30 protein-coding genes and 2 tRNA genes are annotated in these 25676 nt (G+C 58.2%); 21 read left to right on the forward strand and 11 right to left on the reverse strand.

Translation table 11 applies throughout. The features are described from left to right. Positions 1–82 precede the first annotated feature (82 nt). From ampE to AC3WKX_RS08405, 3 genes are all read right to left on the reverse strand, one after another. The gene (ampE, locus tag AC3WKX_RS08395) at positions 83–919 is read right to left on the reverse strand and encodes a regulatory signaling modulator protein AmpE (RefSeq protein ID WP_003215936.1); all 837 of its coding nucleotides are present in this window, start codon (positions 917–919) and stop codon (positions 83–85) included. Continuing rightward, a complete protein-coding gene (gene ampD / locus AC3WKX_RS08400; protein WP_003215934.1) occupies positions 916–1479 on the reverse strand; it encodes a 1,6-anhydro-N-acetylmuramyl-L-alanine amidase AmpD in 564 nt (187 codons plus the stop codon). The genes ampE and ampD overlap by 4 nt, the downstream gene beginning before the upstream one ends. Before the next feature lie 61 nt (positions 1480–1540). Next, positions 1541–3700: a DUF1631 domain-containing protein gene (locus tag AC3WKX_RS08405; RefSeq protein ID WP_087694621.1), complete on the reverse strand. Its 2160-nt coding sequence runs from the start codon at positions 3698–3700 to the stop codon at positions 1541–1543. A 282-nt stretch (positions 3701–3982) separates the two neighbouring features. Between AC3WKX_RS08405 and nadC the strand changes: the two genes are divergently transcribed. Continuing rightward, positions 3983–4831 (forward strand): carboxylating nicotinate-nucleotide diphosphorylase, encoded by an 849-nt coding sequence (nadC, locus tag AC3WKX_RS08410; RefSeq protein WP_008437288.1) that lies wholly within the window; start codon positions 3983–3985, stop codon positions 4829–4831. A gap of 134 nt (positions 4832–4965) precedes the next feature. Here the strand turns inward: nadC and AC3WKX_RS08415 are convergent, their stop codons facing one another. From AC3WKX_RS08415 to AC3WKX_RS08430, 4 genes are all read right to left on the reverse strand, one after another. Next, positions 4966–5271 (reverse strand): DUF6388 family protein, encoded by a 306-nt coding sequence (locus AC3WKX_RS08415; protein ID WP_008437299.1) that lies wholly within the window; start codon positions 5269–5271, stop codon positions 4966–4968. A 136-nt stretch (positions 5272–5407) separates the two neighbouring features. Continuing rightward, positions 5408–5480, reverse strand: a tRNA-Thr gene (locus tag AC3WKX_RS08420). 39 nt (positions 5481–5519) lie between these two features. Next, on the reverse strand, positions 5520–6929 hold the full coding sequence (locus AC3WKX_RS08425) for an O-antigen ligase family protein (protein ID WP_102604572.1): 1410 nt from the start codon (positions 6927–6929) through the stop codon (positions 5520–5522). Between the two features lie 86 nt (positions 6930–7015). Continuing rightward, positions 7016–7429, reverse strand: a complete 414-nt coding sequence (locus AC3WKX_RS08430) for a pilin (RefSeq protein ID WP_087694624.1) — start codon at positions 7427–7429, stop codon at positions 7016–7018. A 201-nt stretch (positions 7430–7630) separates the two neighbouring features. Between AC3WKX_RS08430 and AC3WKX_RS08435 the strand changes: the two genes are divergently transcribed. Genes AC3WKX_RS08435 through yacG form a run of 4 tightly spaced genes read left to right on the forward strand, consistent with a single transcriptional unit; the run spans position 7631 to position 10531 of the window. After that, the gene (locus AC3WKX_RS08435) at positions 7631–8839 is read left to right on the forward strand and encodes a type II secretion system F family protein (protein WP_102604573.1); all 1209 of its coding nucleotides are present in this window, start codon (positions 7631–7633) and stop codon (positions 8837–8839) included. Continuing rightward, positions 8836–9714 carry a prepilin peptidase gene (locus AC3WKX_RS08440; RefSeq protein ID WP_371858862.1) on the forward strand — a complete coding sequence of 293 codons (879 nt, stop codon included), beginning with the start codon at positions 8836–8838 and terminating at the stop codon, positions 9712–9714. Before AC3WKX_RS08435 ends, AC3WKX_RS08440 begins: the two co-directional genes overlap by 4 nt. Then, complete coding sequence (gene coaE / locus AC3WKX_RS08445) at positions 9711–10334, forward strand: dephospho-CoA kinase (RefSeq protein ID WP_008437307.1); 624 nt, start codon at positions 9711–9713, stop codon at positions 10332–10334. The genes AC3WKX_RS08440 and coaE overlap by 4 nt, the downstream gene beginning before the upstream one ends. Continuing rightward, the gene (yacG, locus tag AC3WKX_RS08450) at positions 10331–10531 is read left to right on the forward strand and encodes a DNA gyrase inhibitor YacG (RefSeq protein WP_003215918.1); all 201 of its coding nucleotides are present in this window, start codon (positions 10331–10333) and stop codon (positions 10529–10531) included. The genes coaE and yacG overlap by 4 nt, the downstream gene beginning before the upstream one ends. Here the strand turns inward: yacG and AC3WKX_RS08455 are convergent. The 3 genes from AC3WKX_RS08455 to AC3WKX_RS08465 all read right to left on the reverse strand — a co-directional run bounded on the left by AC3WKX_RS08455 (position 10528) and on the right by AC3WKX_RS08465 (position 11962). Next, on the reverse strand, positions 10528–10743 hold the full coding sequence (locus AC3WKX_RS08455; protein WP_003215917.1) for a hypothetical protein: 216 nt from the start codon (positions 10741–10743) through the stop codon (positions 10528–10530). The two genes, yacG and AC3WKX_RS08455, sit on opposite strands and share 4 nt — an antisense overlap. A 65-nt stretch (positions 10744–10808) precedes the next feature. Continuing rightward, entirely contained in the window at positions 10809–11498 is a 690-nt protein-coding gene (locus AC3WKX_RS08460) for an energy-coupling factor ABC transporter permease (protein WP_102604574.1), read from the reverse strand. Continuing rightward, positions 11495–11962 (reverse strand): FAD/FMN-containing dehydrogenase, encoded by a 468-nt coding sequence (locus AC3WKX_RS08465; RefSeq protein WP_102604575.1) that lies wholly within the window; start codon positions 11960–11962, stop codon positions 11495–11497. Before AC3WKX_RS08465 ends, AC3WKX_RS08460 begins: the two co-directional genes overlap by 4 nt. Positions 11963–12064: 102 nt before the next feature. Between AC3WKX_RS08465 and AC3WKX_RS08470 the strand changes: the two genes are divergently transcribed. The 3 genes from AC3WKX_RS08470 (at position 12065) to AC3WKX_RS08480 (ending at position 14316) form a co-directional block, all read left to right on the forward strand. Then, on the forward strand, positions 12065–12694 hold the full coding sequence (locus AC3WKX_RS08470) for a DUF1780 domain-containing protein (protein ID WP_008437312.1): 630 nt from the start codon (positions 12065–12067) through the stop codon (positions 12692–12694). Positions 12695–12783: 89 nt separating this feature from the next. Next, on the forward strand, positions 12784–12957 hold the full coding sequence (locus tag AC3WKX_RS08475) for a DUF3094 family protein (protein WP_010174986.1): 174 nt from the start codon (positions 12784–12786) through the stop codon (positions 12955–12957). Between the two features lie 60 nt (positions 12958–13017). Then, positions 13018–14316: an NAD(P)/FAD-dependent oxidoreductase gene (locus AC3WKX_RS08480; protein WP_102604576.1), complete on the forward strand. Its 1299-nt coding sequence runs from the start codon at positions 13018–13020 to the stop codon at positions 14314–14316. A 192-nt stretch (positions 14317–14508) separates the two neighbouring features. Here the strand turns inward: AC3WKX_RS08480 and AC3WKX_RS08485 are convergent. Beyond that, a tRNA-Pro gene (locus AC3WKX_RS08485) sits at positions 14509–14585 on the reverse strand. Positions 14586–14827: 242 nt separating this feature from the next. Between AC3WKX_RS08485 and AC3WKX_RS08490 the strand changes: the two genes are divergently transcribed. From AC3WKX_RS08490 to AC3WKX_RS08550, 13 genes are all read left to right on the forward strand, one after another. Beyond that, positions 14828–15688, forward strand: a complete 861-nt coding sequence (locus tag AC3WKX_RS08490; RefSeq protein WP_008437313.1) for a ParA family protein — start codon at positions 14828–14830, stop codon at positions 15686–15688. 1 nt (position 15689) lies between these two features. After that, positions 15690–16448: a hypothetical protein gene (locus tag AC3WKX_RS08495; protein WP_102605715.1), complete on the forward strand. Its 759-nt coding sequence runs from the start codon at positions 15690–15692 to the stop codon at positions 16446–16448. Continuing rightward, positions 16445–17146 carry a DUF2786 domain-containing protein gene (locus AC3WKX_RS08500; RefSeq protein WP_102605716.1) on the forward strand — a complete coding sequence of 234 codons (702 nt, stop codon included), beginning with the start codon at positions 16445–16447 and terminating at the stop codon, positions 17144–17146. The genes AC3WKX_RS08495 and AC3WKX_RS08500 overlap by 4 nt, the downstream gene beginning before the upstream one ends. After that, positions 17143–17862 carry an HNH endonuclease signature motif containing protein gene (locus AC3WKX_RS08505; protein WP_102605717.1) on the forward strand — a complete coding sequence of 240 codons (720 nt, stop codon included), beginning with the start codon at positions 17143–17145 and terminating at the stop codon, positions 17860–17862. Before AC3WKX_RS08500 ends, AC3WKX_RS08505 begins: the two co-directional genes overlap by 4 nt. Beyond that, positions 17846–18064 (forward strand): hypothetical protein, encoded by a 219-nt coding sequence (locus AC3WKX_RS08510; protein ID WP_032877851.1) that lies wholly within the window; start codon positions 17846–17848, stop codon positions 18062–18064. The genes AC3WKX_RS08505 and AC3WKX_RS08510 overlap by 17 nt, the downstream gene beginning before the upstream one ends. Then, the gene (dnaB, locus tag AC3WKX_RS08515) at positions 18061–19410 is read left to right on the forward strand and encodes a replicative DNA helicase (RefSeq protein WP_060766607.1); all 1350 of its coding nucleotides are present in this window, start codon (positions 18061–18063) and stop codon (positions 19408–19410) included. The genes AC3WKX_RS08510 and dnaB overlap by 4 nt, the downstream gene beginning before the upstream one ends. Before the next feature lie 180 nt (positions 19411–19590). Then, the gene (locus AC3WKX_RS08520) at positions 19591–20112 is read left to right on the forward strand and encodes a hypothetical protein (RefSeq protein ID WP_008437321.1); all 522 of its coding nucleotides are present in this window, start codon (positions 19591–19593) and stop codon (positions 20110–20112) included. Next, the gene (locus AC3WKX_RS08525) at positions 20109–20348 is read left to right on the forward strand and encodes a type II toxin-antitoxin system HicA family toxin (protein ID WP_008437325.1); all 240 of its coding nucleotides are present in this window, start codon (positions 20109–20111) and stop codon (positions 20346–20348) included. The genes AC3WKX_RS08520 and AC3WKX_RS08525 overlap by 4 nt, the downstream gene beginning before the upstream one ends. Then, positions 20348–21349: a nucleoid-associated protein YejK gene (yejK, locus tag AC3WKX_RS08530; RefSeq protein WP_008437326.1), complete on the forward strand. Its 1002-nt coding sequence runs from the start codon at positions 20348–20350 to the stop codon at positions 21347–21349. Before AC3WKX_RS08525 ends, yejK begins: the two co-directional genes overlap by 1 nt. 33 nt (positions 21350–21382) lie before the next feature. Then, positions 21383–21619, forward strand: coding sequence for an Arc family DNA-binding protein (locus AC3WKX_RS08535; RefSeq protein ID WP_008437327.1), 237 nt, complete (start codon positions 21383–21385; stop codon positions 21617–21619). Further along, positions 21616–23382: a ParB family protein gene (locus AC3WKX_RS08540; RefSeq protein ID WP_008437328.1), complete on the forward strand. Its 1767-nt coding sequence runs from the start codon at positions 21616–21618 to the stop codon at positions 23380–23382. The genes AC3WKX_RS08535 and AC3WKX_RS08540 overlap by 4 nt, the downstream gene beginning before the upstream one ends. 28 nt (positions 23383–23410) lie before the next feature. Continuing rightward, positions 23411–24106 (forward strand): DUF2857 domain-containing protein, encoded by a 696-nt coding sequence (locus tag AC3WKX_RS08545; RefSeq protein ID WP_008437329.1) that lies wholly within the window; start codon positions 23411–23413, stop codon positions 24104–24106. Beyond that, positions 24103–25404: an STY4528 family pathogenicity island replication protein gene (locus tag AC3WKX_RS08550; protein ID WP_019816979.1), complete on the forward strand. Its 1302-nt coding sequence runs from the start codon at positions 24103–24105 to the stop codon at positions 25402–25404. The genes AC3WKX_RS08545 and AC3WKX_RS08550 overlap by 4 nt, the downstream gene beginning before the upstream one ends. The last annotated feature ends 272 nt before the right edge of the window (positions 25405–25676 follow it).

Here is a 25676-nt window from a genome sequence, read left to right on the forward strand (position 1 = left end):
ATAGCTCAATTCGAAAAGGAGGTTTGTAACTTAAGGTTAACGAGGTAGGAGCGAGCTTGCCCGCTCCTACAGGGGGGGCAAATCAGGGCAGCACGGTCCAGATGGCAAAGCCGGCGTACCACAGCACGGCGGCACGCAGCAGCAACTCCCAGATACGATCAAGGCTGTTGATGCCCTCGGCGCCTACCACCGGTGGCGGGATCTCCGCGGCCACCAGGCCCACCTTCTCCACCAGTTGCGCAGCACTGATGTCCCAGCTCAGCAGCTCATGCAGCATCACCCGGCCGACCGCCACAAAGTTGCCGACCAGGGCGAAACTCGCCGCCAGCAAACGTACCGGCAACCAGTCGAAGGCATGGCGCAATTGCCCGGCACGCTCGGCCACCAGTGGGTTCTTGCTGTTCTCGGTCGCCAGCGCCAGCAGACGGTAGGCCAGGGCGGCCACCGGCCCGAGGAGGAAGTACCAGAAAATCACCGCGAAGAAGCTTTGGTAGGCCTGCCACAACAGATGGCCCTGGACCCGCTCCAGCAACTGCTCACCACTGTCGGCACTGATGCTCAAGTCACGTTCGGCCACATGTTCGGCCGCTTGCAGGTCACCCCGGCGCCAGGCATCACGGAACGGGCCCAATCCGGCCAGGAGATCGCCACGGCCCAGGCTGTAGATCACCACCAGCAAGTGCACCGGCAGCGCCAACAGGCCATAGGCCACTGGCTCCAGCACCAGCAACAACAACGCAAGCAAGGCCACCGGCAGCAGCACCAGCAATGTGAGGATCAGCCACGGCTGCTTGCCCAGGCTGGCGCTCGACTCCAGCTTGGCCAGTTCCCGCAACCAACCGCCATCACGTTGTATTCGGTGACGCAGGGCCGAGAACTTCTCGATCCATACCGCCAGCACCAACACCAGAAAACTCATTGTGCGTGTCCTCCATCCTGCAAGGCGCTGCGAAAGCGCGCCCAATCAAATTCGGGTCCGGGGTCGGTCTTGCGTCCCGGGGCGATATCGCTATGGCCACAAATGCGCTGGCGGGTAATGCCCGTGTACGCCGCCAGCAACTGGCGCGTCAGGGCGATCAGGGATTGATACTGGGCATCGGTGAAGGGCAGGTCATCAGTGCCCTCCAGCTCGATCCCCAGGGAAAAGTCGTTACACGTCTCACGCCCCTCGAAGCTCGATACCCCGGCATGCCAGGCCCGGTCCCGGCACGAGACAAACTGCGTCACCGCGCCATCACGCTCAATCAGAAAATGCGCAGAAACCCGTAGGTCGGCAATACCTTCAAAGTAGGGATGTTCCGTGACATCCAGGCGATTCTGGAAAAACTCGTGCACCTTGCCGGTGGCGAATTGCGCCGGTGGCAGGCTGATGTTGTGCACCACCAACAGGGAAATCTCGCCACCGGGGCGCTCGTTGAAGTTGGGCGAGGGGCAATGGCGAATGCCCTGGCACCAACCGCTGGCGGGGTCCAACTGCATACTGGTTCCTTGAACGAGGCTGGGGTGACTCAGTATGCCGCGTTCCGCTGTCTGGTTGCGATCACTTGGCGCGATGAAGTTGGCGCAGGTTGCCAATCACCGAAGCCAGGGCGCGGTCGAACAACAGCGCATCATCCAGGGTTCGCACCGCGCCGCGCTTGAACTCCAGGGCCAGTTCAAGCGGATTTTTTTCCAATACCTTGAGGCCGGTTCGATTGACGAAAATACAGGTATTGCCCGGCGCAATAATCGCCGTCAGCTTGCAACGCAGGGTGTTTTCGGCGTCTTCCTGAAATTCCACCCAGCAACCGATCCGCAGTTGGCGAACCTTGAGCAGGTCGGGATCATCTTCCGGCAGGCTCGCCTCGATGGCCGGTGCCGCGGGACTGAGGACGAATGCCTCGCGCACCTCGACTTGCGACAGCGACGGTTGTTCCTCGGCACTGCCCCGGAACGATTGGACATGCAGGGTTTGCAAGCGGGTGAAAAATTCCCGGGTAATGAAGGGATCGAATGCCGCGCCGCTCAACCCATCGCGCAAGGCTTTCAGCAAGCCTGGCAACTGCTCCAGCAGGTGCCGGCCGGCTTCGGTGTCTTCGCTGAGGCCGACACTCCAGATCAACTCGTCCATGGTGCGCAACCCGGCCAGCCATTGTGGCGAGTGCTCGCCATGCTTCAGGCACGCCAGCAACAGCACCTGGCTCCAGGCCTGTTGCAGGAACTGCACCACGACCTCGGGCAGTACTTTGCCCAGCAACCGCAGATTGAGGGCTTCGGCTACACGCTGACGAGCGATTTCGGTACGGGCGCGCCCTTCTTCCGCATCGCGGGTACGTTGCTCCAGCAATTCGCTGCGGCGTCGCTCGTCATGGGTAAACGCGGTGAACTCGGTCAGTAACTGGGAAAAGATTGCCGGATCATCCACAAAATCGTTCAGCAACCGCTGCACCACCTGCTCGATGTGCAGGTACAGGCTGTCGCGCTGATAATCGTCGCGCTGGCTCCAGCCCATGGCCGCCGAAGCGATTTCATTGAGCAAGCGTCGCGCCGGGTGATTGGTGCGGCTGAAAAAACTCTTGTCCAGCACCGCCACTTTCAGCATCGGGATCTGCAGGCGCGCGATCAGCGCCTTGAGGGATTCGGGCACCGTACCGTCATTGAGGATGAACTCGAACAGCATGGCGATCAGGTTGATCACATCCTCGTCCGCATCCTCCACCACCCGAGACTTGCCGCTCTTGACGCTGACCCGGGTCAGCAATTGTTCAAGCTGGTTGCGCAGGTCGAAATCATCCTCGACCTCAGGCTCAGGCACATATTGCTGCAAATGGGAGAGCAGGCGCAGCAAGTCACGGGTGGAGATGGGCTGGGTCTCGGCGCTGGCTTCCAGCGTGGGTGCCACGCTGCCGCGCACTGCCGACAGCAATTCCTGCAACGCCGCGAAAACTTCCTGGCCGCTGTCGTCTGCCGGATGGCCGGCAATCGGCGGGGTGTCTTCAGGCAACTCGGCCGTGGCGACGGCGCGCCGCGATGGCACGGCCTTGAGTTCGGGCAATACGCCGGTGGCGATCAGCAACTGATTGGCTTCGCCGTACAACAGATCAGCGTCACTGAGCACGTATTTCTCAAACAGCTTGAGAATGATCAGCTTGACCCGGATTTCCACGCCAAGGCTGCGTCCTGCTTGCAGAAAAAACGCGCACAGCATTGCCGGGCCCAGGGGGTTGTCCCGATCATCCAGGCGTTTGTCGAGCAAGGCATTAAGCCGGGCTGTCAATTGCCCAAGGGCGAGCCCGTCACGGCGCAGCACCTTGCCCAGCATGGCCTCGAGCGCGACGGCTTTTTCCAGCTCATCGCCCGAGACCCCGGGCGCCGCGGTGTAGGACACCACCGGAATCAGTTGCAGCTCACCGCGCTCCACGTTGCCAAGATTGGCAAACGCTTCGTAGAGTTGCTCCATGAAGCCACGCTCGAAATTCTTGCGCTTGAGGCGCAGGTCGCGCATGGCTTCAAAGAAAATACCGTGGTCGACGTTACTGCGGGTCTTGTCGGCCATTTCGAACAGGGTGTCGTCGGCGTTATCAAACAGCTCCTGCAGTCCCTGCCTGAGTTGCTGCGCCGCCTTGTCACGGACCTGGAGCAACACCACCGGCAGGCGGGCGAGCGGCGATGGCGTCGCCCGTGCCTTATTGATCGGCACCACCTTCCCGTCATTGTGCATCCTGGCCTCCTGAAACGGCGGTATTCGATTGTGTGAAAGATCGGTGCAGCAACTGCGCGAAGCACGCCGGGGCACTGCGAAAATCGGGCTATCACCGTGACGTCAAAGCTATGACGCCAATTGCAAGGCGCGAGATTATCTTGCAAATGAGGGTTGTTGCGCCAGCGAACTCTGTGATTGCCGTGTAAATGAACATCGCGCACCGCACCCGTGGTGCCAGTTGCCTTGGGTTCAGGCCCGCCCTGCCCCTATAATCCAGGCACTTTGTTTGTGGAGCCTGTTATGCCCAATCTTCGTCTAGCCGACCTGACCGCCGAAATCGAAGCCAACGTGCGTCGCGCACTGCTGGAAGACATCGGCAGCGGGGATATCACCGCACAACTGATCCCCGCCGAACGCCTGGCCAAGGCCACGATCATCACGCGCGACGCCGCCGTCATCAGCGGCACGGCCTGGGTGGAAGCGGTGTTTCGCCAATTGGACCCACGCGTCGCGGTGCATTGGCAGGTGCGCGACGGCGAACGTGTCAGCCCCAACCAGGCGCTGTTTCACCTCGAAGGCCCGGCCCGCTCGCTGCTCAGTGGCGAGCGTTGCGCGCTGAATTTCCTGCAACTGTTGTCAGGGGTTGCCACCCGCGCCCAATACCTGGCGGACTTTGTCGCGTCCACCCAGGTCAAGCTGCTGGATACCCGCAAGACCCTGCCCGGCCTGCGCCTGGCGCAAAAATATGCAGTGACCTGCGGTGGTTGCCACAACCACCGCATCGGCCTGTATGACGCGTTCCTGATCAAGGAAAACCATATCGCAGCCTGTGGTGGCATTGCCCAGGCCATCAGCGCCGCCCACAAGATCGCCCCGGGCAAGCCGGTGGAAATCGAAGTGGAAAGCCTGGAGGAACTGCGTGAGGCACTGGCGGCGGGCGCCGACATCATCATGCTGGATGAGCTGAGCCTGGATGACATGCGCGAAGCGGTGCGCCTGAACAACGGCAAAGCCAAGCTGGAGGCCAGTGGCGGGATCAACGAAAGCACCCTGCTGCCCATCGCTGAAACCGGCGTGGACTACATCTCCATCGGGGCGATGACCAAGGATGTGAAGGCGGTGGATTTGTCGATGCGGCTTAGTCTCTGAAACGCCCTTGAATGTAAGCGCCTGCTTTTGTGGCGAGGGAGCTTGCTCCCGCTGGAGTGCGCAGCGCTCCCAAGGTTTTTGGGGTCGCTTGGCAACCCAGCGGGAGCAAGCTCCCTCGCCACATCAAACTTGTGTCAGATCGCGAGATTGTTCATCCCGCAATACTCGTTCCAATCGACACCCAACACCTCGGCCGCTTCCTTGTGCAAAGCCAGGCGCGCCGCCTCGAACGCTTCGGGGGTGGAGGTGTACTTCAGGGTCAGTTCCCATGGCTGCAGGCCCTGGGCCTCGGCCTCATCCTCAAACGCCCATTGGATCTGGTCCCTTTGATCATCGGCGCTCAGGTCCTTGATCTCATCCAGCAGTTCCGGCGACTCCGCGACGTACTTTTTGAGGGCTGCTTCGTGCCGCGCTTCCTGGGTCATTTCTTGTGTGGTCATGTCGTTCTCTTAGATCGAGGAATGGGGATGCATCTGGGTCATCAAGGTCGCGCAGATACAAAAGAACAGGCATGAATACCGGTTCGTCTGGCCTTCAGAACCATTCTGGGATCATCTGAAAACTGTGTTGCCTTTGTGCCCGAGACAGGAATCGAACCTGCGACCTTCGCGTTACGAGTGCGCTGCTCTACCGGCTGAGCTACACGGGCGGTGGGCTAAAGCTAGCACTGCCTTGGACGTCCGGCAACTCACTGCATTTCGAGGGCAATCACGCCTTGCACCCAAAAGCGTGGCTGCAGGTGACCGTTACTCAGGCCCATGTAGTGCTCGCTGCGCTCCTTGAGTCGGGGCACATCACGAATCGCGACGAACACCAGCAAGCCGACGGCCACGACGCTCGCGGCCATCCACACCCTGTACAACGCCGGCACCGGGGCGACCGATGGAGCGCGCCACACATGCAATCCCATCAGCCAGCCAACCACGAGCGCCAGCCAGAGTTGCGACACCGGCATCACGATTACCCCATCCACCTGTGCCTGGGTCAGTGCACCGATCAGCGAGGCAAACAGGCACAGGCGCAGCAGGTCCACGGGCGCCAATGACAACGCACGCTCACGCAACACGCCCAAGGTTGACCAACCCGCCCACGCAACCAACGCGATCACGCACAGCGTCGACGGTACGCCCCATTCGCTGGCCCACTGCAGAATCGCCTGGTGAGGGTGAGCGGCAATGTCATTGGCGATGTCGGCAAAATGCATCGGCCCGAAACCCAGCCAGGGCCGCTCGATAATCATGCTCCAGGCCTGCCACCATATCGGCCCACGCCCCGAGAGGCTGGTGGTCAGTCGATCTACGGCACCATTGGAAATTACAATCCCCAAGTACCCTGCCAGCACCGTGAAGACCAACCAATACAACACTAACCCACAGGCCAGTGCCGCCAACTGCCAGCCCAGCCAACGGCGCCCCTGCGGCCCCAGGAACATCAGCACGCAGCCGGCAGCGCCCATACCGAGCCAGGTGCCGCGGGTACCGCCACCGATCGCGATCAGCCACCAGACACACAGCAGAGCGAACACTGCGCCCCGCGCTGGACGAGCGACGTTTGAAACCAGCAAGGGAAGCGCCAGCAGCGGCAGGGTGAAGGTCTGGAACTGACCGTAGAAACGTTTATTGGAGAACCCGGACAACAGCAAATCGGTATTCACGATTGCTTCGCCGCTGGTGAAGGCGAGGACCCCGGCGTGCAGATATTGAATACTTTTAACCGTGCACAGCAGCAATACGAACAGGACCAATACACGATCCAGGGACTCATCCCCATTGCGCCTGGCCCGGCTGAAAGCCACAGCAGTGGCGCAACAACTGATGAGCAGCGCCAGCTCGGTCAACGCCCAGAGTGGCTGGTGGGCCAACAGGGCCGAAACCAGCCCAGCGCCCCCAATCAGCGACACCCCGAGCGCTGTCGACCTGTCGACGCATCGCTCTGCCCGCGGCAAGCACAGCCCATACACCACTGCACACAGCCCCACCGATATCTGCACCGCACGTTGCCAGTCATGGCTACTGAAAGGCGCGCAGATCGCCAGCATCAGCAGACACATAACCACGATGAGGAATATGTTCCCCCGCTGCTGGACAGACGACGTCATCGGCAACCTCTACTTCCTTGTGATGGGCGTAGAGCGGTTTACACACACGCTCTTCCTTGCTGCGTAAACAGTAGACGACCTGATGATCACGCGCCGCCGGAAGCACAACCTTTAGCGGCGTATTGGTCTTCTGCCGTGGTGGTGCACTTCCAGCCGGTTGTGGCGCTACGGGTCAAGGTGATGATCTTGCCCAGGACCGGCGCGGGTGCGTCGAGGATTTCACAGGCAATCGTGCCAGCACCGGTGGCGATGTCGCCGGTCACGTCAATCTTGCAGTTGGCCGTTGGGCTGGTCCCGCCAATCAACGCCAGGGTCGGTGGCGTCCCCTGGTTCAGCGTGTCTTCAAAGCCCGCCTTCAACGCGGAGACTTCGGCCAGCCCTGCGGTGAACTTGGCCTTGGCCTGGTGCTTGGTGTACATGGGCAGGCCGATGGTGGCCAAAATGCCGATGATTGCCACGACGATCAACAATTCGATCAAGGTAAAACCTTTCTGACGCATCACATTCACTCTCCAGAATAAAACCTTTCGCGAGGCGCATCCTGCACCCCGTCTCGGCAACCGCGCCAGTGTACTCACCCCCGCGCAACCAATGCTGAACAAGACGCACAAACTGACATTTTTTCGCTCACGGCGAGCCTGCCCGAATCCGTCACCTGACTAAGCTATAAATCTTCCACTGTCTGTGTGCGGAACCGTGAAATGAATGATGTTTCAGCGATCTATGCCTGGGAAGGCGTCAACCGCAAAGGGCGCAAGGTATCCGGAGAAACCCGTGGTCACAATCCCGCCCTGATCAAGGCACTGCTGCGCCAGCAAGGTATCAATCCTGGGCGCGTACGCAAGAAATTCGCCGGTTGGCCGAGCCTCGCCCTGCCGGTCAAACCGGCAGAGATCGCCCTCTTCACCCGCCAATTGGCGACGCTGCTGAAGGCTGGTATCGCACTTTTACAGGCGCTGGATATCATCGCCGAGGGCTTCGACAACCGGCATATGGGGGCGCTGGTACAAGGCTTGAAGCAGGAGAACGCCGCCGGCAGCAGCCTGGCTGTCGCCTTGCAGAAATACCCACGCTACTTCGATGATCTGTACTGCAACCTGGTTGCGGCGGGTGAACAGGCGGGCGCACTCGAATCGCTGCTGGAAAGGGTGGCCATTCACCTGGAAAAAAGCGAACAGCTGAAAGCCAGAATCAAGAAGGCCATGACCTATCCCGTGACGGTACTGGCAGTCGCCACCGCTGTCAGCGCAATCCTGCTGATTCACGTGGTGCCGCAGTTTCAGGGGTTGTTTGCCGGCGTCGATGCACAACTGCCGGGCTTTACCCTGGGCGTCATCAGCCTGTCGGAGTTCATGCAGCAAAGCTGGTGGATGCTGATCCTGGCCGCGGGTGCCGGTTTCGCAGGAATGCGCAAAGCCTATCGCTCGTCCACAGGCTTTCGCCACTGGCTCGATGCCAGTTTGTTGAAAGCTCCCGTGGCAGGCACACTGCTGAAAAAATCGGCGGTCGCCCGCTATGCTCGCACGCTCTCGACCACCTTTGCGGCGGGCGTTCCATTGGTGCAGGCATTGGATTCCGTGGCCGGCGCCACGGGTAACGGGCAGTTCAGACAGGCAATCAATCGTATGCGGCACGACGTTGCAACCGGAATCCAGCTGAATGAATCCATGGCCATAAGCGGCCTGTTTCCAGGCATGGCGATCCAGATGACGGCTATCGGCGAGGAGTCGGGCACCCTCGATAACATGCTGGAAAAAGTCGCCTGCCACTACGAGGCTGACGTCGATAACCTGGTGGACAACCTTACCAGCCTCATGGAGCCGCTGATCATGGTGGTACTCGGTGGCATCGTCGGGGCATTGGTGCTGGCCATGTACCTGCCGATCTTTCAACTCGGTACAGCCTTTTGAGCACGCCACTGACTGAAATCCTCGTTTATCAGCCGTGGGTGTTTGTGTCAGGCGCGTTGCTGCTGGGCTTGATTGTCGGCAGTTTTATCAACGTGCTGGTATGGCGCCTGCCGAAGATGCTGGAGCGCGAATGGCGAGCCCAGGCCCATGAAGTACTGGGGCTTCCCGCCGAGCCCATCGCGGCTCCCTATAACCTGATGCGCCCCAACTCCTGTTGCCCACACTGCAGCCACCCGATTCGCCCCTGGGAGAATATTCCGCTGCTCAGTTATGTACTGCTCAAGGGACGTTGCTCAAGTTGCCATCAACCTATTGGCGCGCGTTATCCCATCACAGAACTGGCGTGCGGGCTGATCTCGGCGGTTGTCGCCTGGCATTTCGGTTTTGGCTGGGCAGCCGGAGCGGTGTTGTTGTTGAGTTGGGGCTTGCTGGCGATGAGCCTGATCGATGCAGACCACCAACTGCTGCCGGATGTGCTGGTGCTGCCGTTGCTGTGGCTGGGCCTGATCCTCAACAGCTTTGGCGTTTTTGTGTCCTTGCACGATGCGCTGTGGGGCGCGGTAGCCGGTTACATGAGCCTGTGGTCGGTGTTCTGGGTGTTCAAGCTGATTACCGGCAAGGACGGGATGGGGCACGGGGATTTCAAGCTGCTGGCCATGCTCGGTGCCTGGGGCGGCTGGCAGATCCTGCCGATGACGCTGTTGCTGTCTTCCCTGGTGGGTGTGATGGGAGGCCTGATTCTATTGCGCCTGCGCAAAGCCCAGGCATCCACTCCAATGCCTTTTGGTCCGTATCTGGCAATTGCCGGCTGGATTGCATTGCTCTGGGGTGGTCAAATAACCGACTTCTATTTGCAGTCTGTCGGTTTCAGATGACCACTTCTGTCGCAACACCCTGGATTCTTGGCCTCACTGGCGGCATCGGCAGTGGCAAAAGCGCCGCCGCCGAACACTTCGTCCGGCTTGGCGTGGACTTGATTGACGCCGACCACGCCGCGCGCTGGGTAGTCGAACCCGGGCGCCCTGCCCTGGCGCAGATTGCCGGGCATTTCGGTGCGGGTGTGCTGCAGCCTGACGGGCAACTGGACCGCGGCGCGTTGCGCAAGCTGATCTTCGAAGTGCCCGACGAGCGCCGCTGGCTGGAGGCGTTGCTGCACCCGCTGATCGCCGAGGAGATTCGCAGCCACCTGGCGCGTGCACAATCGCCTTACGCGATCCTGGTGTCACCACTGCTGATCGAGTCCGGCCAGTACACCATGACCCAGCGGGTGCTGGTGATCGACGTGCCGCAATCGTTGCAGATACAGCGTACCCTGCAACGCGATGGCATCAGCGAAGCGCAGGTGCAGGCGATTCTCAAGGCCCAGGCCACCCGTGAAGACCGCCTGCGCCATGCCGATGACGTGCTGGTCAATGACCAGGACCTGGCCCGGCTGCACGCCGAGGTCGAGCGACTGCACCACTTTTACCTTACTTTGCGTGGAGGCCGATCATGAGCCAACCCTTGAACGTCGAATGCCCAACCTGCGGCGCACCTGTGGAATGGAAAGCAGAAAACGTCAACCGTCCCTTCTGTTCGGACCGTTGCAAACTGATCGACCTGGGCGCCTGGGCGTCCGAGGAACACAAGATCCCGGTCAGCCCGGACGCCGAGGACGACCTGTTCTCCGAAGACTTTCAGCCCAAACACTAAGGCCGCATAAAGCCATAGTCCTGCTGGTCGTCGAGATTCTCTGCAAGGTACTGCAGCTCGTCGGCCAGGTCTTCAAAACTGCGCACGCCCTTGCTCTGCTGCACCACCGCACTGAGCATGGCGCGCAGGGTCAAGCCCGGGTCAAAGCCGATTTCCTGCGCCGCGTCCTGGCTTCTGCGTAACTCCTGCCGTGCCCACTCGTACACACTCATGATTCCGTGCTCCTGGAAATTTTGCAGAGCATGCGACCACTTGCGCGTGCGGCATTTGACCTGGATCAAGGCCGCGGATCGTCATCCTTCCAGGGCGCCGAGAGGTAGCGAGTGCGGTTGAATGTCTCCAGCCACTCGGGGCAGAACACCACCAGGGCGCTGATCACCATGCCGTTGATAAAGGCCTCGGGGAAAATGATCAGCCACAAGTAGCCGACAAAATCCTCGATCCATTCCGGCATCGCAAAACGGCCATCGAACCACAGCAGCCCCAGGCCTGCCAGCAGGCACAACAAGGCCGACAGTGCGGCGGCGAAAAAGCCCGAACAGAAGATATACACAAAGGGATTGCGTGGCCTCGCCCGCTCCACCAGCAGCGCACAGCCTTCGGTGACCAGCACCGGCAACAGGATCAGCAGCATGCCGTTGATCCCCACGGCGGCCAGGTCCTGGCGGCCGAGCAACACCAGGCCGATTTGCGCGGCAAAGCCTCCGACAATCGCCAGGGGCCAATCGAGCAACAAGGTCACGGCGGTCATGCCGATGAAGTGGTAGGACACCCCAGTGTCGAAATCCCGGCGCACCAACCACAACATGAACAGTGCGAATACGGTGCCGAACAGCAAGTGCTGGCGTCGGCGGTCGGCAAACAGCTCGACCCACGGCGAACGCAGGAGCGCCCACATCACCACCGGCGCATACAGCAGCCAGCCGATGCTGAGGGTTTCCGGCGCCAACACCGCTGCGCTGATCACGGCTGCACCTGCTCCAGGGCCTGGCGCAGTTCAGCGGCGGAGTCGTATTCGTGCTGCGCCACCAGCGTCCCGTGATCCAGTTGCAGCCACAGCACTTTATCCACAGGTGCGGGATAGCGCGGGGTAACACGGGCATCGCGGTCGAGCATGACGCGATAGTTGTAGGCCTGCATCGCCGGCACCGCGAACATCTTCGCGATCAGCCGGGGCATGCGCTGGATATCGGCGAGAAACACCACATGCCGAGCCTCCAGGTAACCCTTGGGCTGGCCCTGCAGCGCCGTATCGACGATCTTGGCGGCGTCCATGCTGCGCGCTACGAGCAAGGTTTGCGCCTGCTCATCCAGGGTGTAGGCCTGGTCGAACTGATCAAGCAACGTCCAGGGTGCAACACGCTCACCCACTTCGACGGCGTGGGCCCACACGGGCAAAAGACTCAAGAACAGCACCACAAAACCCTTCACTGCATACTCCTCATGCCACGGGACACTGTCGAGTGGCCAGTCTACACCGACCTTTTGACGCAGGACTTCCTGCGGTCATCATTTGGACGCTAAGCTGGTGACATGGATGACTCAGATTATCTGCGCCTGCTCACCGTAGCGGCCGAACAAGCCAATGCTTTCCTGTCCAATGCCCGCAAATGGGAGCGTGAGCGTTGGGTCTGCCAGCGCCTGTTGCAAGGCTTGAACGTGCCCTACCGCGCCGAAGAATTCCACGCCGCCGGGCAAGAGCCGCCGGACGTGCTGTTTCGCGACGCCAGTTTTGAAGTGTTTTTCGTACTCGATGAAGGCCGGCGCCTGAACGATGAATGGCGTGACGAACTGCTGCGGCGGCGCAGCGCGTTTTCCCTGAGCCAACTGGTTCGGCGAGAAGCCAAGCCCCGGCGCATTCCCGCCCACGAATTCCTGTTGCGCCTGGCGCCCACCCTGCGCAAGAAGGCCCACAACTATAAAGAGCGCGGGATGGACCTGGGGGAGCTGGACCTCATCGCCTTCGCCAGCCTCAAGCGCGAAGTACTGGACCTCAACAGTCACTTCCCTCCTCCCACCGAGTACCTGCGCCAGGGCTGGCGCTCGCTGTCCCTCGTGGGGCCGACCTTCGCCCGCGTACTGTTCGCGCACCCGGACGCACCGGACTTCTTGCGCAACAATCTGGGGCGCAGCATAGTGTTCGATGTGGGCATCAGCCTGTGATCGGGTTGGCGACTATGCTTCAGGCAATGCCGCCAATCACCCGACTGTAACGTGGCGCCCTTCAGCAACGTCTACCTGACGAGGCCTTTATGACCAGCCGCCTGAACCCCGACGACCAACAGCATGTCGAAGAGTACCTGCAACTGTCCCAGAACCAAGTCGAGCGCAAGCCTTTCCGGCCCTGGCTGCTCCTTGCCGTGGTGCTGGTTGCAGTGATCGGCCTGGGTTTGCTGAGCCGCCTTTTGAGTTACCTGACGCTATGAGCTGCCTGGCGCTCGCTCGGGTAACTGCACCGATTTCCTTTAGCCTTGCGAGATATCCCCATGACCCATCGTATTATTATCGTCGGCGGCGGCGCCGGCGGCCTGGAGTTGGCTACCCGCCTGGGTAAGACTCTGGGCAAGCGCGGCACCGCCAGCGTCACCCTGGTGGATACCAACCTCACCCACATCTGGAAACCCTTGCTCCACGAGGTGGCGGCCGGCTCGCTGAACTCTTCGGAAGACGAACTCAATTATGTTGCCCAAGCCAAATGGAACCACTTCGAGTTCCAGCTGGGGCGCATGAGCGGGCTTGATCGCGAGCAGAAAAAAATCCAGCTGGCCGCCACCCTCGACGAAGAAGGCCGGGAACTGGTGCCCGCGCGCGTGCTGGGCTACGACAGCCTGGTGATCGCCGTCGGCAGCACCACCAATGACTTCGGCACCGAAGGCGCGGCGCAACACTGCCTGTTCCTCGACACCCGCAAGCAGGCTGAGCGTTTCCACCAGCAATTGCTCAATCACTATCTGCGCGCCCATGCCGGGCAGACGGACGTGGTAGAGCAGATCAGCGTCGCCATCGTCGGCGCCGGTGCCACCGGCGTCGAGCTGGCCGCCGAGCTGCATAACGCCGCACATGAACTGGCCGCCTATGGCCTGGACAAGATCAAGCCGGAAAACATGCACATCACCCTGATCGAAGCCGGCCCAAGGGTGCTGCCTGCCCTGCCGGAGCGGATCGGCGGGCCTGTGCATAAAACCCTGGAGAAACTCGGGGTGACCGTCCTGACCAACTCCGCCGTGAGTGAAGTGACGGCCGACGCCCTGATCACCAGCAGCGGCCAAGTAATCCCGGCCAGTCTCAAGGTATGGGCCGCCGGGATTCGTGCGCCAGGCTTCCTCAAGGACATCGACGGCCTGGAAACCAACCGTATCAACCAACTGCAAGTGCTGCCGACCCTGCAAACCACCCGCGACGAGAACATCTTCGCCTTTGGTGACTGCGCGGCCTGCCCGCAACCCGGCACCGATCGCAATGTGCCGCCACGGGCCCAGGCAGCTCACCAGCAGGCATCGTTGCTGGCCAAGTCGCTGAAACTGCGAATCGAGGGCAAGGACCTGCCGTCGTACAAGTACACCGACTACGGCTCGCTGATCTCGCTGTCGCGCTTCTCGGCGGTGGGTAACTTGATGGGCAACCTGACGGGCAGCGTGATGCTGGAAGGCTGGCTGGCGCGGATGTTCTATGTGTCGCTGTATCGCATGCACCAGATGGCGCTGTATGGCTTCTTCCGCACGGCGATGCTGATGCTGGGGAGCAAGATCGGGCGAGGGACCGAGCCGCGCCTGAAACTGCACTGACAGCACGTTCCGGGATAGGACTCGGTGAGTGTGGGAGCGGGCTTGCTCGCGAAAGCGGTGGTTCAGTGCCAGATGCACTGGCTGACACACCGCTTTCGCGAGCAAGCCCGCTCCCACATTTGTTTTGTGGTGAGGCCAGGATTCCGCGCACAAAAAAAATCCCCGTATCTTTCGATACGAGGATTTTTAATATGGTCGGGGTAAGGGGATTCGAACTCCTGACATCCTGCTCCCAAAGCAGGCGCGCTACCGGACTGCGCTATACCCCGGTAAAAAAAAGGCGACCTCTCAGTCGCCTTCTTCGATCAGCGCTTTTGGCCTCTGATCTTAAGATTCGATTCCAGCGTTAACTGGTCTCAAAAATGGTGGGTCGTGTGGGATTCGAACCTACGACCAATTGGTTAAAAGACAATTGGTTTTAGTGCTTCATAGCCCAGGATCGTGTTCGCTACACATAGCTGTTTCCGTGGCCTCGCAGCCTCTAATGAACCCACATTAGAGGCTCCAAACCATGAAAATCTCTGCGGTCGTTTCGACCAAAGGCGGCGTAGGCAAAACTACCATCGAGGCCAACCTCGGCGCTTTTTGTGCGGATGCAGGCCTGCGCGTGCTCATGATCGACCTAGATCCTGCACAGCCTTCGCTCTCCTCGTATTACCAATTGGTCGATGAAGCTCAAGGAGGCATCTACGACCTGCTGGCATTCAATATCACCGAATCAGCCAAGATCATATCCAGCACCACGATACCAAACCTGTCGCTTGTCATTTCCAACGACATCAACAACCAACTGAACAGCCTGATCCTGCAAGCACCTGACGGACGGTTGCGACTCGCCAACCTGATGCCGGGCTTCAAAGATCATTTCGACCTGGTACTGATTGACACCCAAGGCGCCAGGTCGGCAATGCTCGAAATGGTGGTCCTAGCCTCTGATTTGGTCATATCCCCACTTCCGCCCAATATGCTCGCTGCACGGGAGTTCAGCCGGGGATCCATGCAGATGCTGGACGGCCTGCGCGCCTATGGGCGCCTGGGCATGAAAATCCCTCCTGTGCGGATCGTCGTCAACAATCTCGACCAAACCACCGACGCGCAAATGATCGAGCAGTCGGTACGGGAAATTTTCCAGGACAATGACGAAATCAACGTTCTGGAATGCGTCGTCCCCTCCGCAGTGGTGTTTCGTAACAGTTCATCCCTGGGCGTCCCAGTACACCGCTTGGAATACAGACAGCCTTCCAACCGCATATCCCCTGCAGCCCTTGTCGTGATCCGCCAATTGGCCATTGAGCTTTTTCCAGAATGGCGTGACCGCTTCGAGGCCATGACCGAGGAAAAGGTAGCTAACTTGGTGAGGGAGGGTCGTTGAAATGGCGAAGCCCTCCATTACCGACGCCCGCAGTATTACTGCAAACCTCATCCTAGAGGTTGGCAAGTACTACAGCGCTCAGCAATTGCGCAGCTTGCAAGCCAAGCTCAGTGGAACCGCACGAGAAATCCGAGCCCTGACAAGCGGTTACCAATTACCCGGTCGGATTGGCGCTCAGTTGAGCGTTGACCAGCTTCAGCTTTTGCAGGACGCCGCGAAGCTTATCGAGTCAGTGAACTCGAACATTAAGCACGCGAAGGAAAAGCGCGGCCGCGACGAAAACCAAGCCAAACGCCGTCAGCAAAGTCGATATGCCGAAGCCAAACGCCTGGTAGCTGAAACATATTTAGAACCCTTTGCTCCTGAGCCAACGGCTTTGGACCCTCTTCTAGATATTCTTAAAACAGCGCTGACGCTTAATCGAGCAGACGTTTTCAGGAATGGTTATTCCCCTAGGGAGTTCAATCTCAGGCTCCGTGATTACCTGTCGCCTGCCAGAACTCGAAAGCTCATTGGCTGGACCAGCCCAAGTGCTTTTTGGATAAGCACGGTTCTCTCTCTTCGTAATGACGTTGTGCAAGCTGTTGAGCAAGAGATTGCTTACGACGATGGGTCAAGTGTTCAAGACCGCCTTGATGCCCTGAAACAGAAGGTTGCGGACTGCCTTGCCCGGACTCACCTCTCTGCTGATGAGGAAGAAACACTTCGCCTGTGGTCAGAGGCGCTCTCCCCCAGCCTTCAAAAGGAAGGGGGCGAATGATGGACAAGCAAAAAGTCCTCTGCAAGGTTGCCAAACTCATGGCGCTGGCCAAGTCACAAGGCGCTGCCCCAAACGAAGTGGAAATTGCACTTCGTCAAGCTCGCCATTTGATGAAGCAGTACAACCTGGAACACACCGAAGTTGCTGCCCATACAATCAAAGAAGCCATTGTGGGTACCAAAACCCGTAGGGCACCGCAGGATTGGCTGCACAACCTGGCCTCAATCTGCTCCCAAGCCTTCGATTGCAGCCACTTGGCGTATTTCAATCCGCTGCTTGGCTGGTCCTTCAAGTTCTTGGGGAAGGGTATTTCACCCGAGCTGGCAGCTCACACCTATTCAACGCTGCATCACCAGCTTGTCGCAGCCCGACGAGCTCATGTTGCCCGGCAGAAGCGCTGCCAACAAAAAACCAAACGTCACCGTGGCCAACTGTTTGCAGAGGGCTGGCTCAATGCCGTCGCCTCTAAGGTGCACCAGTTTGCAGGCGGGATAGACGAAAACACTGCGCTGGAGATCCAAGCCTACCTGGAATGGCACCATCCAAAACTAACACTAGCCATTATCAAGCCCATCGAAGCCAAAGGTCATGACACCCGCTCTTTGCAAGCGGGATGGGACCAGGGCAAGCATGCCAGGCTGCATCGTGGTGTTGGACAGCAGTCGCAAGGAGCCCTTGGGCATGGGAGGAGCCAATGAGAACTCATTCGCCTCCACCTTTGGCCATGGCGGCGCTGGAAAAAGCCAGATCCCAGCTTGGACTTACCCCGGTTCACAAACACCATGTTTGGAGTGAGGCAGAAGAGCGCACGCTCATTGCCCGTTATCCCGATGAACCGACTCATGTCCTAGCCGCCGAATTGGGGCTCAGCGTCTATCAGGTCTATGCCAAAGCCAAACGGCTGGGTTTGAGCAAAAGCACCGAGTTTCTTCGCAGTAGTCTCTGTGGCCGGCTTGACGGCAAGTTGGGCGCTGAATTCCGCTTTCCCAAGGGTTTTGTCCCGTGGAATAAGGGCCTCAAGGGGCTCCCCTCCTCTGGTCGCATGACTCAAACGCAGTTTAAGGCGGGGAATAAACCAGGGAACTGGCTCCCTGTTGGCAGCCTGCGCACGACTCCTGACGGCTATCAGCAGAAGAAAATCACTGATACCGGTTATCCACCCGTTGACTGGAAAGCGGTGCACGTACTGCTCTGGGAGGAGCATCACGGACCAGTCCCTTTAAACATGTGCGTGTGCTTCAAGGACGGCAACAAGGCCCATATAGCCCTGAATAACCTGGAGTTACTGACGAGGGCAGAACGCATGCGTCGTAACACCATTCATCGGTATCCGGAAGAGCTGAAATCCGCAATACGCGCTATCGGCAAACTCAAACGCACCATCCGGGAGGTTGAAAATGAAGAACAAGATTGAAGATCTACGTAATCACCTGTTCGTCGCGATCGAGAGCCTCCTGGACCCGGAAAAACCAATGGAAATCGAACGGGCTAAAGCGGTAGCGGAGGTTGCTCAGGTCATGATCAATTCAGCGAAGGTTGAAGTCGACATGGTCAAAGCCCTGGGGGCACGCAACGGGAGTGGTTTTCTTCAGATAGGTCAGGAGTCAGGGAAATGAATCACCTTGACCTATCACCGCCCTACTCCGTAGAGGCTGAACAAGGTGTGTTAGGTGGGCTACTGCTCGACAACAACACCTGGGATCTCGTCGCGGACAAACTGGATGCCTCTGATTTTTTTCGACACGACCATCGGTTGCTGTTCCGGACAATGGCAAGCCTTGCTGACAAGTCGATTCCGTTCGACATCGTCACCGTCCACAACGCGTTGGAGGAGCCAGACGAAGCCGGAGGGCTGGGCTATCTGGGCGAGCTGGCCAAAAACACGCCGTCTGTAGCCAACATCGAGCATTACGCATCCATCGTGCGTAATCGCTCTCGGCTCAGACAGCTCATGTCCCTTGGATACCAATGCTCTCGCGAGGCGACAGACCCGTTGGCAAGTGCGGAGGATGTTCAAGAATCTATTGAACAGCAACTGTTCGCTCTGGGTGAGGGCAAGAGCGCAACGGAATTCGTCAATATCAACCAGTGCCTGACGAATGTCGTCGAACAAATAGACGAACATTTCAACGGCAATATCACCGTGACCGGCCTGCCTTCAGGCCTGGAGGACCTGGACGAGCTGACGTCGGGTTTTCAAGAAGCCGACCTGATCATCCTCGGCGCGCGCCCGTCTATGGGGAAGACCTCTCTGGCCTTGAACTTCATAGATACGGCTCTGCAGGCAAAGCTTGATCGTACAGTTCAGGTTTTCAGCATGGAAATGCCGGCCAAAGCACTGATGTATCGATTGATGGGCATCCTAGGCCATATCGATCTGGGCAGGCTATTGAAGGGCAAGCTCGATGATGATGATTGGCCGAAGCTGACTGCAGCGGTTTCTCGTATTAATGGCTATGGAGAGCGGCTGGTCATCGACGACTCATCAGCGCTCACGCCTGCAGTAATCAGAGCTAAATCTCGTCGAGCAGCTCGTCGCTTCGGACACCCGAGCTTGATCCTGATCGATTACCTGCAGCTCATGCGCTGCCCAGGTCAGGAAAACAGGGCCAACGAGATCAGCGCTATATCCCAGTCCCTCAAGGCCCTAGCGAAAGAGATGAATTGCCCGGTGGTTGCGCTTTCCCAGCTCAACCGAGAACTGGAGCGACGGCCAAATAAGCGTCCGATCAACGCAGACCTGCGTGATAGCGGTGCGATTGAACAGGACGCGGACCTGATTATGTTCGTCTACCGGGACGAGGTGTACCACCCTCAGAGCGAACACAAAGGCATTGCAGAAATCATTCTCGGCAAGGCGCGTAACGGCCCAACTGGGACCGTACGAACAGCCTTCATCGCCAATCAGACCCGGTTTGCCAACCTCAGTCCCAACGCCGGCTGGCAAGGGGCTCAACTATGAAAAAGCACACCTCAGCGATGAATACTCTCGTACGCATCACTCACTGGTGCCTTCAATGCGATAGCCACCACCCGAAACATCAAGTGAGTGGCGCTCCAGCCTTACCCGGCGGTGAAGTGGACGAGCTTATTTGCCCTACTTGCAATAGCTATGACATCGAGGAGCTTCAGGAGGTGTCGGATGCACAGTAGCGCCGAGCTATTTCCTAGTATCCATGCCGGTGCCGTGTTCGAAGCCTCTGCTGTGGCTCATGCCCATAAATCTGGGATCAACCCGGTGGAGCTCGACGCATTAGCTCAAGCGATCGGCCGCCTTGCTCGTGACCACAGCACCGTGGTCCCAATGAGCATGCGTGAGGATCTGTTGGAGTTTGAGAAGCTCGGCTACGTCGAGCTGACCAACACGCCCAGCGCAACAATTACCGTTGAACTGCTCTGTGCGGGCGCCTTGCTATCCAGCTACTTCTGGTCGGTTTGGGTGCCCCGCTACCTCCAGTGCTGCTCGCTGAAAGTGGCCGTCATGTCTCACCTGCAACACCCCGCGGAAGTTCAGCACTGCAGCGTGGTGTTCCGCGTGCCTGGAGCACGTGAGGCTACGCGTCACTTTTTGCATGAGCTCGGTACCAAGTTTCCTGGCGATCAGGCTGAAATCATCGCGATCCAGACCGGTAACGTTCTGGCAGACAGGGATGCAGAGCTATGACCACCAATCTCCTACGCGGAAAAAGCGAGAGCCTTCGTGTACTCGTGAAGTTTGCTGAAGCGAATGGCTGGACGGTGTCTCGCACTCAAGGTGGCCATATCAAGTTCACGAAATCTGGCCTTGGATCGATTTACACCTCATCAACCGCAAGCGATTACCGCTCAGGCCTCAACGCCAAAGCCCGTATTCGTCGTGCTGATCGAGCTCAAACCCTACACTCGCAGGAGGCAATCTAATGCCTATCCGTCATTGCATCGTCCACCTGATCGACAAAAAACCCGATGGCACACCTGCTGTTCTCCAGGCACGCGATTCGGAGCTATCCGAATCGGTCGCCATCGAGAACATGCTTGCCGACCTCAACGAGAGCTATAACGCCAAACAAGGCAAGGCCTGGGGTTTCTTCCATGCCGAGTCCGGCGCGCACCCGTTTAGCGGCTGGTTAAAGCAGTACTTTGAAGGTGACCAGGACTTCACCGCCTTCAGCCACACGGCGGTCGAGCATCTGCAAAAGCTGATGGAAGAGTCCAACCTCTCCACCGGTGGCCACGTACTGTTTGCCCATTACCAGCAAGGCATGACCGACTACCTAACTGTCGCCCTGCTCCACCACAGTGAAGGCGTGGTGGTTACTGACGATCTGGACGTCACTCCTTCACGCCACCTGGACGTTGGCCAGTTGCACCTGGCAGCGCGTATCAACTTGTCCGAGTGGCAGAACAACAAGCAATCCAAGCAGTACATCTCGTACATCAAAGGCAAAAACGGTAAGAAGATCTCGGGGTATTTCAGCGACTTCATTGGCTGCATGGAAGGCGTCGACGGCCCGGGCGAAACCCGCGCCCTCCTCAAGGCGTTCAGCGACTTCGTTGAAAACGAAGACCTGCCAGACGAATCGGCCCGCGAGAAAACCAAGGCCCTGGTGGACTACGCCACCAGCCAGGCCAAGCTCGGTGAACCCATGGGCCTGGAGGAACTGTCAGGCTTGATCGATGAAGATCGCCCCAAGGCGTTCTACGACCATATCCGCAATAAGGACTACGGCCTGTCGCCGGAAATCCCCCTGGATAAACGCACTCTCAACCAATTCCGTCGGTTCACCGGCCGTGCCGAAGGCTTGTCCATCAGTTTTGAAGCGCATCTGCTAGGGGACAAGATCGAGTACGACGAGGCGTCCAATTCATTAGTCATCAAGGGGTTACCTACCCAACTCACTGATCAGTTGAAACGTCGCTGAACACACTTTCTACCCTAGGCATCGGAGCCCACCATGAGTAACAAACCACAGCGTCTGCATGAAGAAAAATTCGTTATTCGCCTGCCCGACGGGATGCGCGAACGCATCGCGTTGGAAGCACGTGAAAACGCCAGGTCGATGAACTCAGAAATTGTTTATCGGCTGGAGACAACTGCCGAACTTGAAGCTGCTCTGGATCGTGCTTTGAAAATCATTGACCAGCTTTTGGCGGCAAGCCCGGCTTATGAGCAGCCAGGAGCCAGAGTATGAAAGCGTCTTTGGCCCAAACCATGAAAGATAAGCTGTTGCTGCCGGCGTTTGAATCGAAGTCGCCGGTGGCAGCGCGAATGAGCGACCCCATCGTCGATACCCCCATGCTGTTGACTCTCGACGAAACGCTGCCGTATGACGAAAACCCAAGGACGACTCGTAACCCGAAGTACGATGAAATTAAAGAGTCGATACGAAATCGGGGACTCGATACGCCACCTCCCGTCACTCGTAAACCTGGGGAAGATAAGTACCGGATCCGCAACGGCGGCAACACTCGCCTGGCAATTTTAAACGAGTTGTATCGTGAGACCGGCGACGAGAAGTACTTCAAGTTTCACTGCCTATTTCGACCCTGGGACGCCGTTCGGGGCGAAATCATCTCGCTCACCGGCCACTTGGCTGAAAACGACCTCCAAGGCCAGCTCCTGTTCATTGAGCGGGCTATTGGGGTCGACAAAGCGAGAGCGCTGTATGAAACAGAGGCAGGGGAGTCTATCTCATTACGTGAGCTTTCACGGCGGCTGTCAGCGGATGGCTACCCGGTCTCCGCGTCTCACTTGAGTCGTATGCACGACACCATTCGGTACTTACTGCCAGCAATTCCAGGCGCGCTGTACTCTGGACTGGGAGTAGACAGAATCATAAAGCTTCTGTCTTTGCGCAAAACAGCTCTTCAGTGCTGGGATCGCAATTATCAAGAGCAGGAGCAGCACCTTGATTTCGATACGCTTTTCCAAGATGTACTGTCCCAGTTTGAGGGCGACGCTGAAGAATTTCTATTCCAGCGATTTCAGGACGAACTGATAGATCACCTTAAAAAGCCGCTGAACCTCGGCTACGAGCAAATACTGTTGGAAATCACTCAGAACCAGGACCAATTGCGCCGGTCTACGCCGGTTCTTGAGCTGCCACAGTACCCTGCATCGCAATTTGAGGGGGGGACTCAACTTAACGTTTCGAACAATGGCATTGAGGCTAATCAGAACCCTCTACAACTACCCCCTACTACTTCGGGGGGCAGCACACATAAGACGACGCCCTCCAAAGAGAGTCCTTCACCTCAAGGGGTGCAACAGCAACTGGCCCCAACTCCGCAGGAGCAAATGAGCCCACAAGAGCGCCAAGCACGTATCGATGGGCACGTTGCGAGCCCTGTGAAGACTTCTCCCAGAGTCGACAAGATGAAACGGGAGCTCGCTGCGCTTGACGGTGAGGTCTTGCCCGACTTCGCCTCCAATGCCTTGGTGGCCATCCCTGTTCAAGCTGGCGGACTCAATCCCATTTCTGACCTTTGGTACATCGAACGCGAAATAGACAATACCGCGACCCTGCGTCAGCACATCGCTCAATTGGCTCGCGAAATAGCCAGCTCGGTCAAAGCCCCAGGTCAATTTATCGATATCGATGGTGGCGTCGGGTTCAGCTACCGACACCCCGAAGCGGAAGTCGAAATTACTGCCACAGCCCAACATACCTTGACGCTGCTCCAGTCTTTGAGCGGCTCGATGGCCATCGTACTGAAAATGATTCAGCAGCAACCCAAGCTTCAAATCGACGCGTTGGCTGACTTTGAGTTCGCAGCCGGACTGGGCCAGATCTTACTGGGCCAGCCTCACACAAAAGATCAGCCCCCTGAAAGTGAATGCCGTCTCAGCGACGGCGCTCTAGTGAAGCTGTTCCGCATTATTCGTCTCGCAAGACGTTTGATTGACCTGGAAATCCAGTCAGTCGCCAACAACGGTCCGAATTCAGCCAGTTAACACACGGACTCTACAAGGGGGAGTCGTCATGTCCAAGACACCAATAAATGAAGCAATCCTGTCACAGGTGCTTCATCACATGCGTAATGGCCAACTTCGGCGCTGCATCGAAATGGGCCTGGAGCCAGAGATATTGGCTCAGCTCCAACAACCTTCAGTACTGAGCTTGCTGCTTAACACTCCCGTGTCTTGGTGCAACGTCACCATTGATGGGGACATGGTAAAAAAACTACTGTCAGGCGCGCAGCGTTCTGATGAAGAAGTGCGCATGATTGAACGTGCGCTGCGACTTGGCGCGACCACTCAAATGCTGCAACAGTTCTTCGGGCTGTCTCCGCAGGATGTGGCCCTTCAACGCCTAATGATCGGCGTGACGGCACGTCGTGGCCGTTGGCGCGAATTCAGTGAGGAGATGGACGCTCAGCTTTGGTACCGATGGACGCACCTAATGCAAGAGCATCAGGTAGAGCTTGGCGACAGTCTCGCGTTGCTGGACATCGCCATGTTGGTCGCCGAGGAACTCAATGCTCCACAGGATACTAGCCCAGATGAGACCCACGAAAACCTCAGCCTGGCCATCATCTGGCATCGCATTCAGTCCTGGATAAAGGAAGGGCTTTACCCTCCTGCAAACCCTGGCCTTCCGAGAAGGCTACAGCTTGTGTCTTCTCAACGACTTGCACAGCCTGCAGCGACATCGGTGGAAGGTGACTCTGTATTATGAGGTTGTCTCGGCTTCCCTTGTCGACGCTTTTAGACTCGGCCTCGGGTCACCTTGAAGCTCATTTGCTTCAGAAAAAAGAGTCGGCGCCTCCGGGGATTGAAGGGTCTTCCCCCTACTCCGGAATTATTTTCAGCGGGAACCCACACGAAACGGTTCCTCGCCGATTGCTTTTGGATGATCGCTTAACCCCGCTTGAAAGAAACACCTGGCAGGTATTTCGCCTACTGATCAATGACGACGGCCTTACGGCGTTCCCTACCTATGACCAACTGCGGCCATATTTGGGTATGCAACCCGGTAGGCCTGCCTCGCGTGAAACTGTATCAAAAGCATTAGTGACCTTACGTCTCACCCGTTGGCTTAGCCTGGGGCGACGGGTGCGCAATGATCTGAGTGGACAAGTGCAAGGCAACGTCTACCTGCTTCACGACGAACCGGTCACACCGGCCGAAGCTATAGAGTTCGACAAGGACTACTTGCAGCTACTCGCGCAGTCAATGCAGCACCAGACCAAGGTGATTCGCGAAGTGGCAGAAATTGCCTGGAAGGAATTTGCAGCTGATCCTGATGTTGGCCAACGCTTACCTAGCAGGCTGGACATCATCGAATCCCGCATGAATAGCCAGGCCTGGACCAAAGCGCAGGCTCCAGTCGTTCTTAAAGCGACTGAGTTCGGAATCCGAACTCAGCAAAATATAGCTCTATCTCCACTGAGTTCGGATACCGAACTCAGTGAAAAAGGCGAAGAGCGAATCGCTTTGGAGCAGAGTTCGGATGCCGAACTCAGCCGTAAATCACTGAGTTCGGACTTAGTTCGGCATCCGAACTCATATAGTACGTATACAGATACACACAAAGATGTTTGTAAAAGCTCTGTACATGTACCGCCCACACCAAACGACATCGCTGCCGATTTGCTCGGTGCACTGCATCGACTACCGGTCGAGCAAAAACAGAACGCGGTCCTGGCGCTGCAAAAGGTTCCAGCAGAGTTGAAAACCGCGCTCATCAAACAATGGGTCCACCGCTGTGACTCGGGAGGGGTCCGAAACCCGCTTGGATACTTAATGACGCTCGTCGGCATGGCCGTTCGCGGCGATTTCAACAGCCAATGGAACCCTGACGACAAGGCAAAAGCGAGCCCCGAGCGTCAAGACGCTTCAGCCCCGCCAGAGGGCGCAGAGCAGCCGACGAAGACGCTAACGCAGACGCGTAGCCCTGAGTCGATACAAACCGCAAAACACACACTCAGCGGAATGCTGCATCTGCTGAAGCCTAATCGGGGTACACATCCATGATGTCAGGTGGACAACCAGAATATCGTGGTAACGCGGCCCAGAGCGAAGCGGTCGTGACCGGAATCTGTGCCAGCTACACAGCAAGTGTTGCGGCCCGCAACACCCTGACAGGAACCGAAATACGCCGCGGCCGCCACGCAAGTGACTCGGCCCAAATCACTTGCCCAGGATCCGGCATTCGTGCCAGCGACACGGCAAGTGTTGTGGCCCACAACACCCTGACAGCATCCGGCACCGGAGGTGGCCGCCATATAAGTGGTGCGGCCCGCACC

Source organism: Pseudomonas sp. GP01-A4 (assembly GCF_058780865.1).

Excerpts from the sequence above, each read along its gene's own strand:
- ampE (WP_003215936.1), bottom strand. The coding sequence starts at position 919 with ATGAGTTTTCTGGTGTTGGTGCTGGCGGTATGGATCGAGAAGTTCTCG.
- ampD (WP_003215934.1), bottom strand. The coding sequence starts at position 1,479 with ATGCAGTTGGACCCCGCCAGCGGTTGGTGCCAGGGCATTCGCCATTGC.
- AC3WKX_RS08405 (WP_087694621.1), bottom strand. The coding sequence starts at position 3,700 with ATGCACAATGACGGGAAGGTGGTGCCGATCAATAAGGCACGGGCGACG.
- nadC (WP_008437288.1), top strand. The coding sequence starts at position 3,983 with ATGCCCAATCTTCGTCTAGCCGACCTGACCGCCGAAATCGAAGCCAAC.
- AC3WKX_RS08415 (WP_008437299.1), bottom strand. The coding sequence starts at position 5,271 with ATGACCACACAAGAAATGACCCAGGAAGCGCGGCACGAAGCAGCCCTC.
- AC3WKX_RS08425 (WP_102604572.1), bottom strand. The coding sequence starts at position 6,929 with ATGACGTCGTCTGTCCAGCAGCGGGGGAACATATTCCTCATCGTGGTT.
- AC3WKX_RS08430 (WP_087694624.1), bottom strand. The coding sequence starts at position 7,429 with ATGCGTCAGAAAGGTTTTACCTTGATCGAATTGTTGATCGTCGTGGCA.
- AC3WKX_RS08435 (WP_102604573.1), top strand. The coding sequence starts at position 7,631 with ATGAATGATGTTTCAGCGATCTATGCCTGGGAAGGCGTCAACCGCAAA.
- coaE (WP_008437307.1), top strand. The coding sequence starts at position 9,711 with ATGACCACTTCTGTCGCAACACCCTGGATTCTTGGCCTCACTGGCGGC.
- yacG (WP_003215918.1), top strand. The coding sequence starts at position 10,331 with ATGAGCCAACCCTTGAACGTCGAATGCCCAACCTGCGGCGCACCTGTG.
- AC3WKX_RS08455 (WP_003215917.1), bottom strand. The coding sequence starts at position 10,743 with ATGAGTGTGTACGAGTGGGCACGGCAGGAGTTACGCAGAAGCCAGGAC.
- AC3WKX_RS08470 (WP_008437312.1), top strand. The coding sequence starts at position 12,065 with ATGGATGACTCAGATTATCTGCGCCTGCTCACCGTAGCGGCCGAACAA.
- AC3WKX_RS08475 (WP_010174986.1), top strand. The coding sequence starts at position 12,784 with ATGACCAGCCGCCTGAACCCCGACGACCAACAGCATGTCGAAGAGTAC.
- AC3WKX_RS08480 (WP_102604576.1), top strand. The coding sequence starts at position 13,018 with ATGACCCATCGTATTATTATCGTCGGCGGCGGCGCCGGCGGCCTGGAG.
- AC3WKX_RS08490 (WP_008437313.1), top strand. The coding sequence starts at position 14,828 with ATGAAAATCTCTGCGGTCGTTTCGACCAAAGGCGGCGTAGGCAAAACT.
- AC3WKX_RS08495 (WP_102605715.1), top strand. The coding sequence starts at position 15,690 with ATGGCGAAGCCCTCCATTACCGACGCCCGCAGTATTACTGCAAACCTC.
- AC3WKX_RS08500 (WP_102605716.1), top strand. The coding sequence starts at position 16,445 with ATGATGGACAAGCAAAAAGTCCTCTGCAAGGTTGCCAAACTCATGGCG.
- AC3WKX_RS08505 (WP_102605717.1), top strand. The coding sequence starts at position 17,143 with ATGAGAACTCATTCGCCTCCACCTTTGGCCATGGCGGCGCTGGAAAAA.
- AC3WKX_RS08510 (WP_032877851.1), top strand. The coding sequence starts at position 17,846 with ATGAAGAACAAGATTGAAGATCTACGTAATCACCTGTTCGTCGCGATC.
- dnaB (WP_060766607.1), top strand. The coding sequence starts at position 18,061 with ATGAATCACCTTGACCTATCACCGCCCTACTCCGTAGAGGCTGAACAA.
- AC3WKX_RS08520 (WP_008437321.1), top strand. The coding sequence starts at position 19,591 with ATGCACAGTAGCGCCGAGCTATTTCCTAGTATCCATGCCGGTGCCGTG.
- AC3WKX_RS08525 (WP_008437325.1), top strand. The coding sequence starts at position 20,109 with ATGACCACCAATCTCCTACGCGGAAAAAGCGAGAGCCTTCGTGTACTC.
- yejK (WP_008437326.1), top strand. The coding sequence starts at position 20,348 with ATGCCTATCCGTCATTGCATCGTCCACCTGATCGACAAAAAACCCGAT.
- AC3WKX_RS08535 (WP_008437327.1), top strand. The coding sequence starts at position 21,383 with ATGAGTAACAAACCACAGCGTCTGCATGAAGAAAAATTCGTTATTCGC.
- AC3WKX_RS08540 (WP_008437328.1), top strand. The coding sequence starts at position 21,616 with ATGAAAGCGTCTTTGGCCCAAACCATGAAAGATAAGCTGTTGCTGCCG.
- AC3WKX_RS08545 (WP_008437329.1), top strand. The coding sequence starts at position 23,411 with ATGTCCAAGACACCAATAAATGAAGCAATCCTGTCACAGGTGCTTCAT.
- AC3WKX_RS08550 (WP_019816979.1), top strand. The coding sequence starts at position 24,103 with ATGAGGTTGTCTCGGCTTCCCTTGTCGACGCTTTTAGACTCGGCCTCG.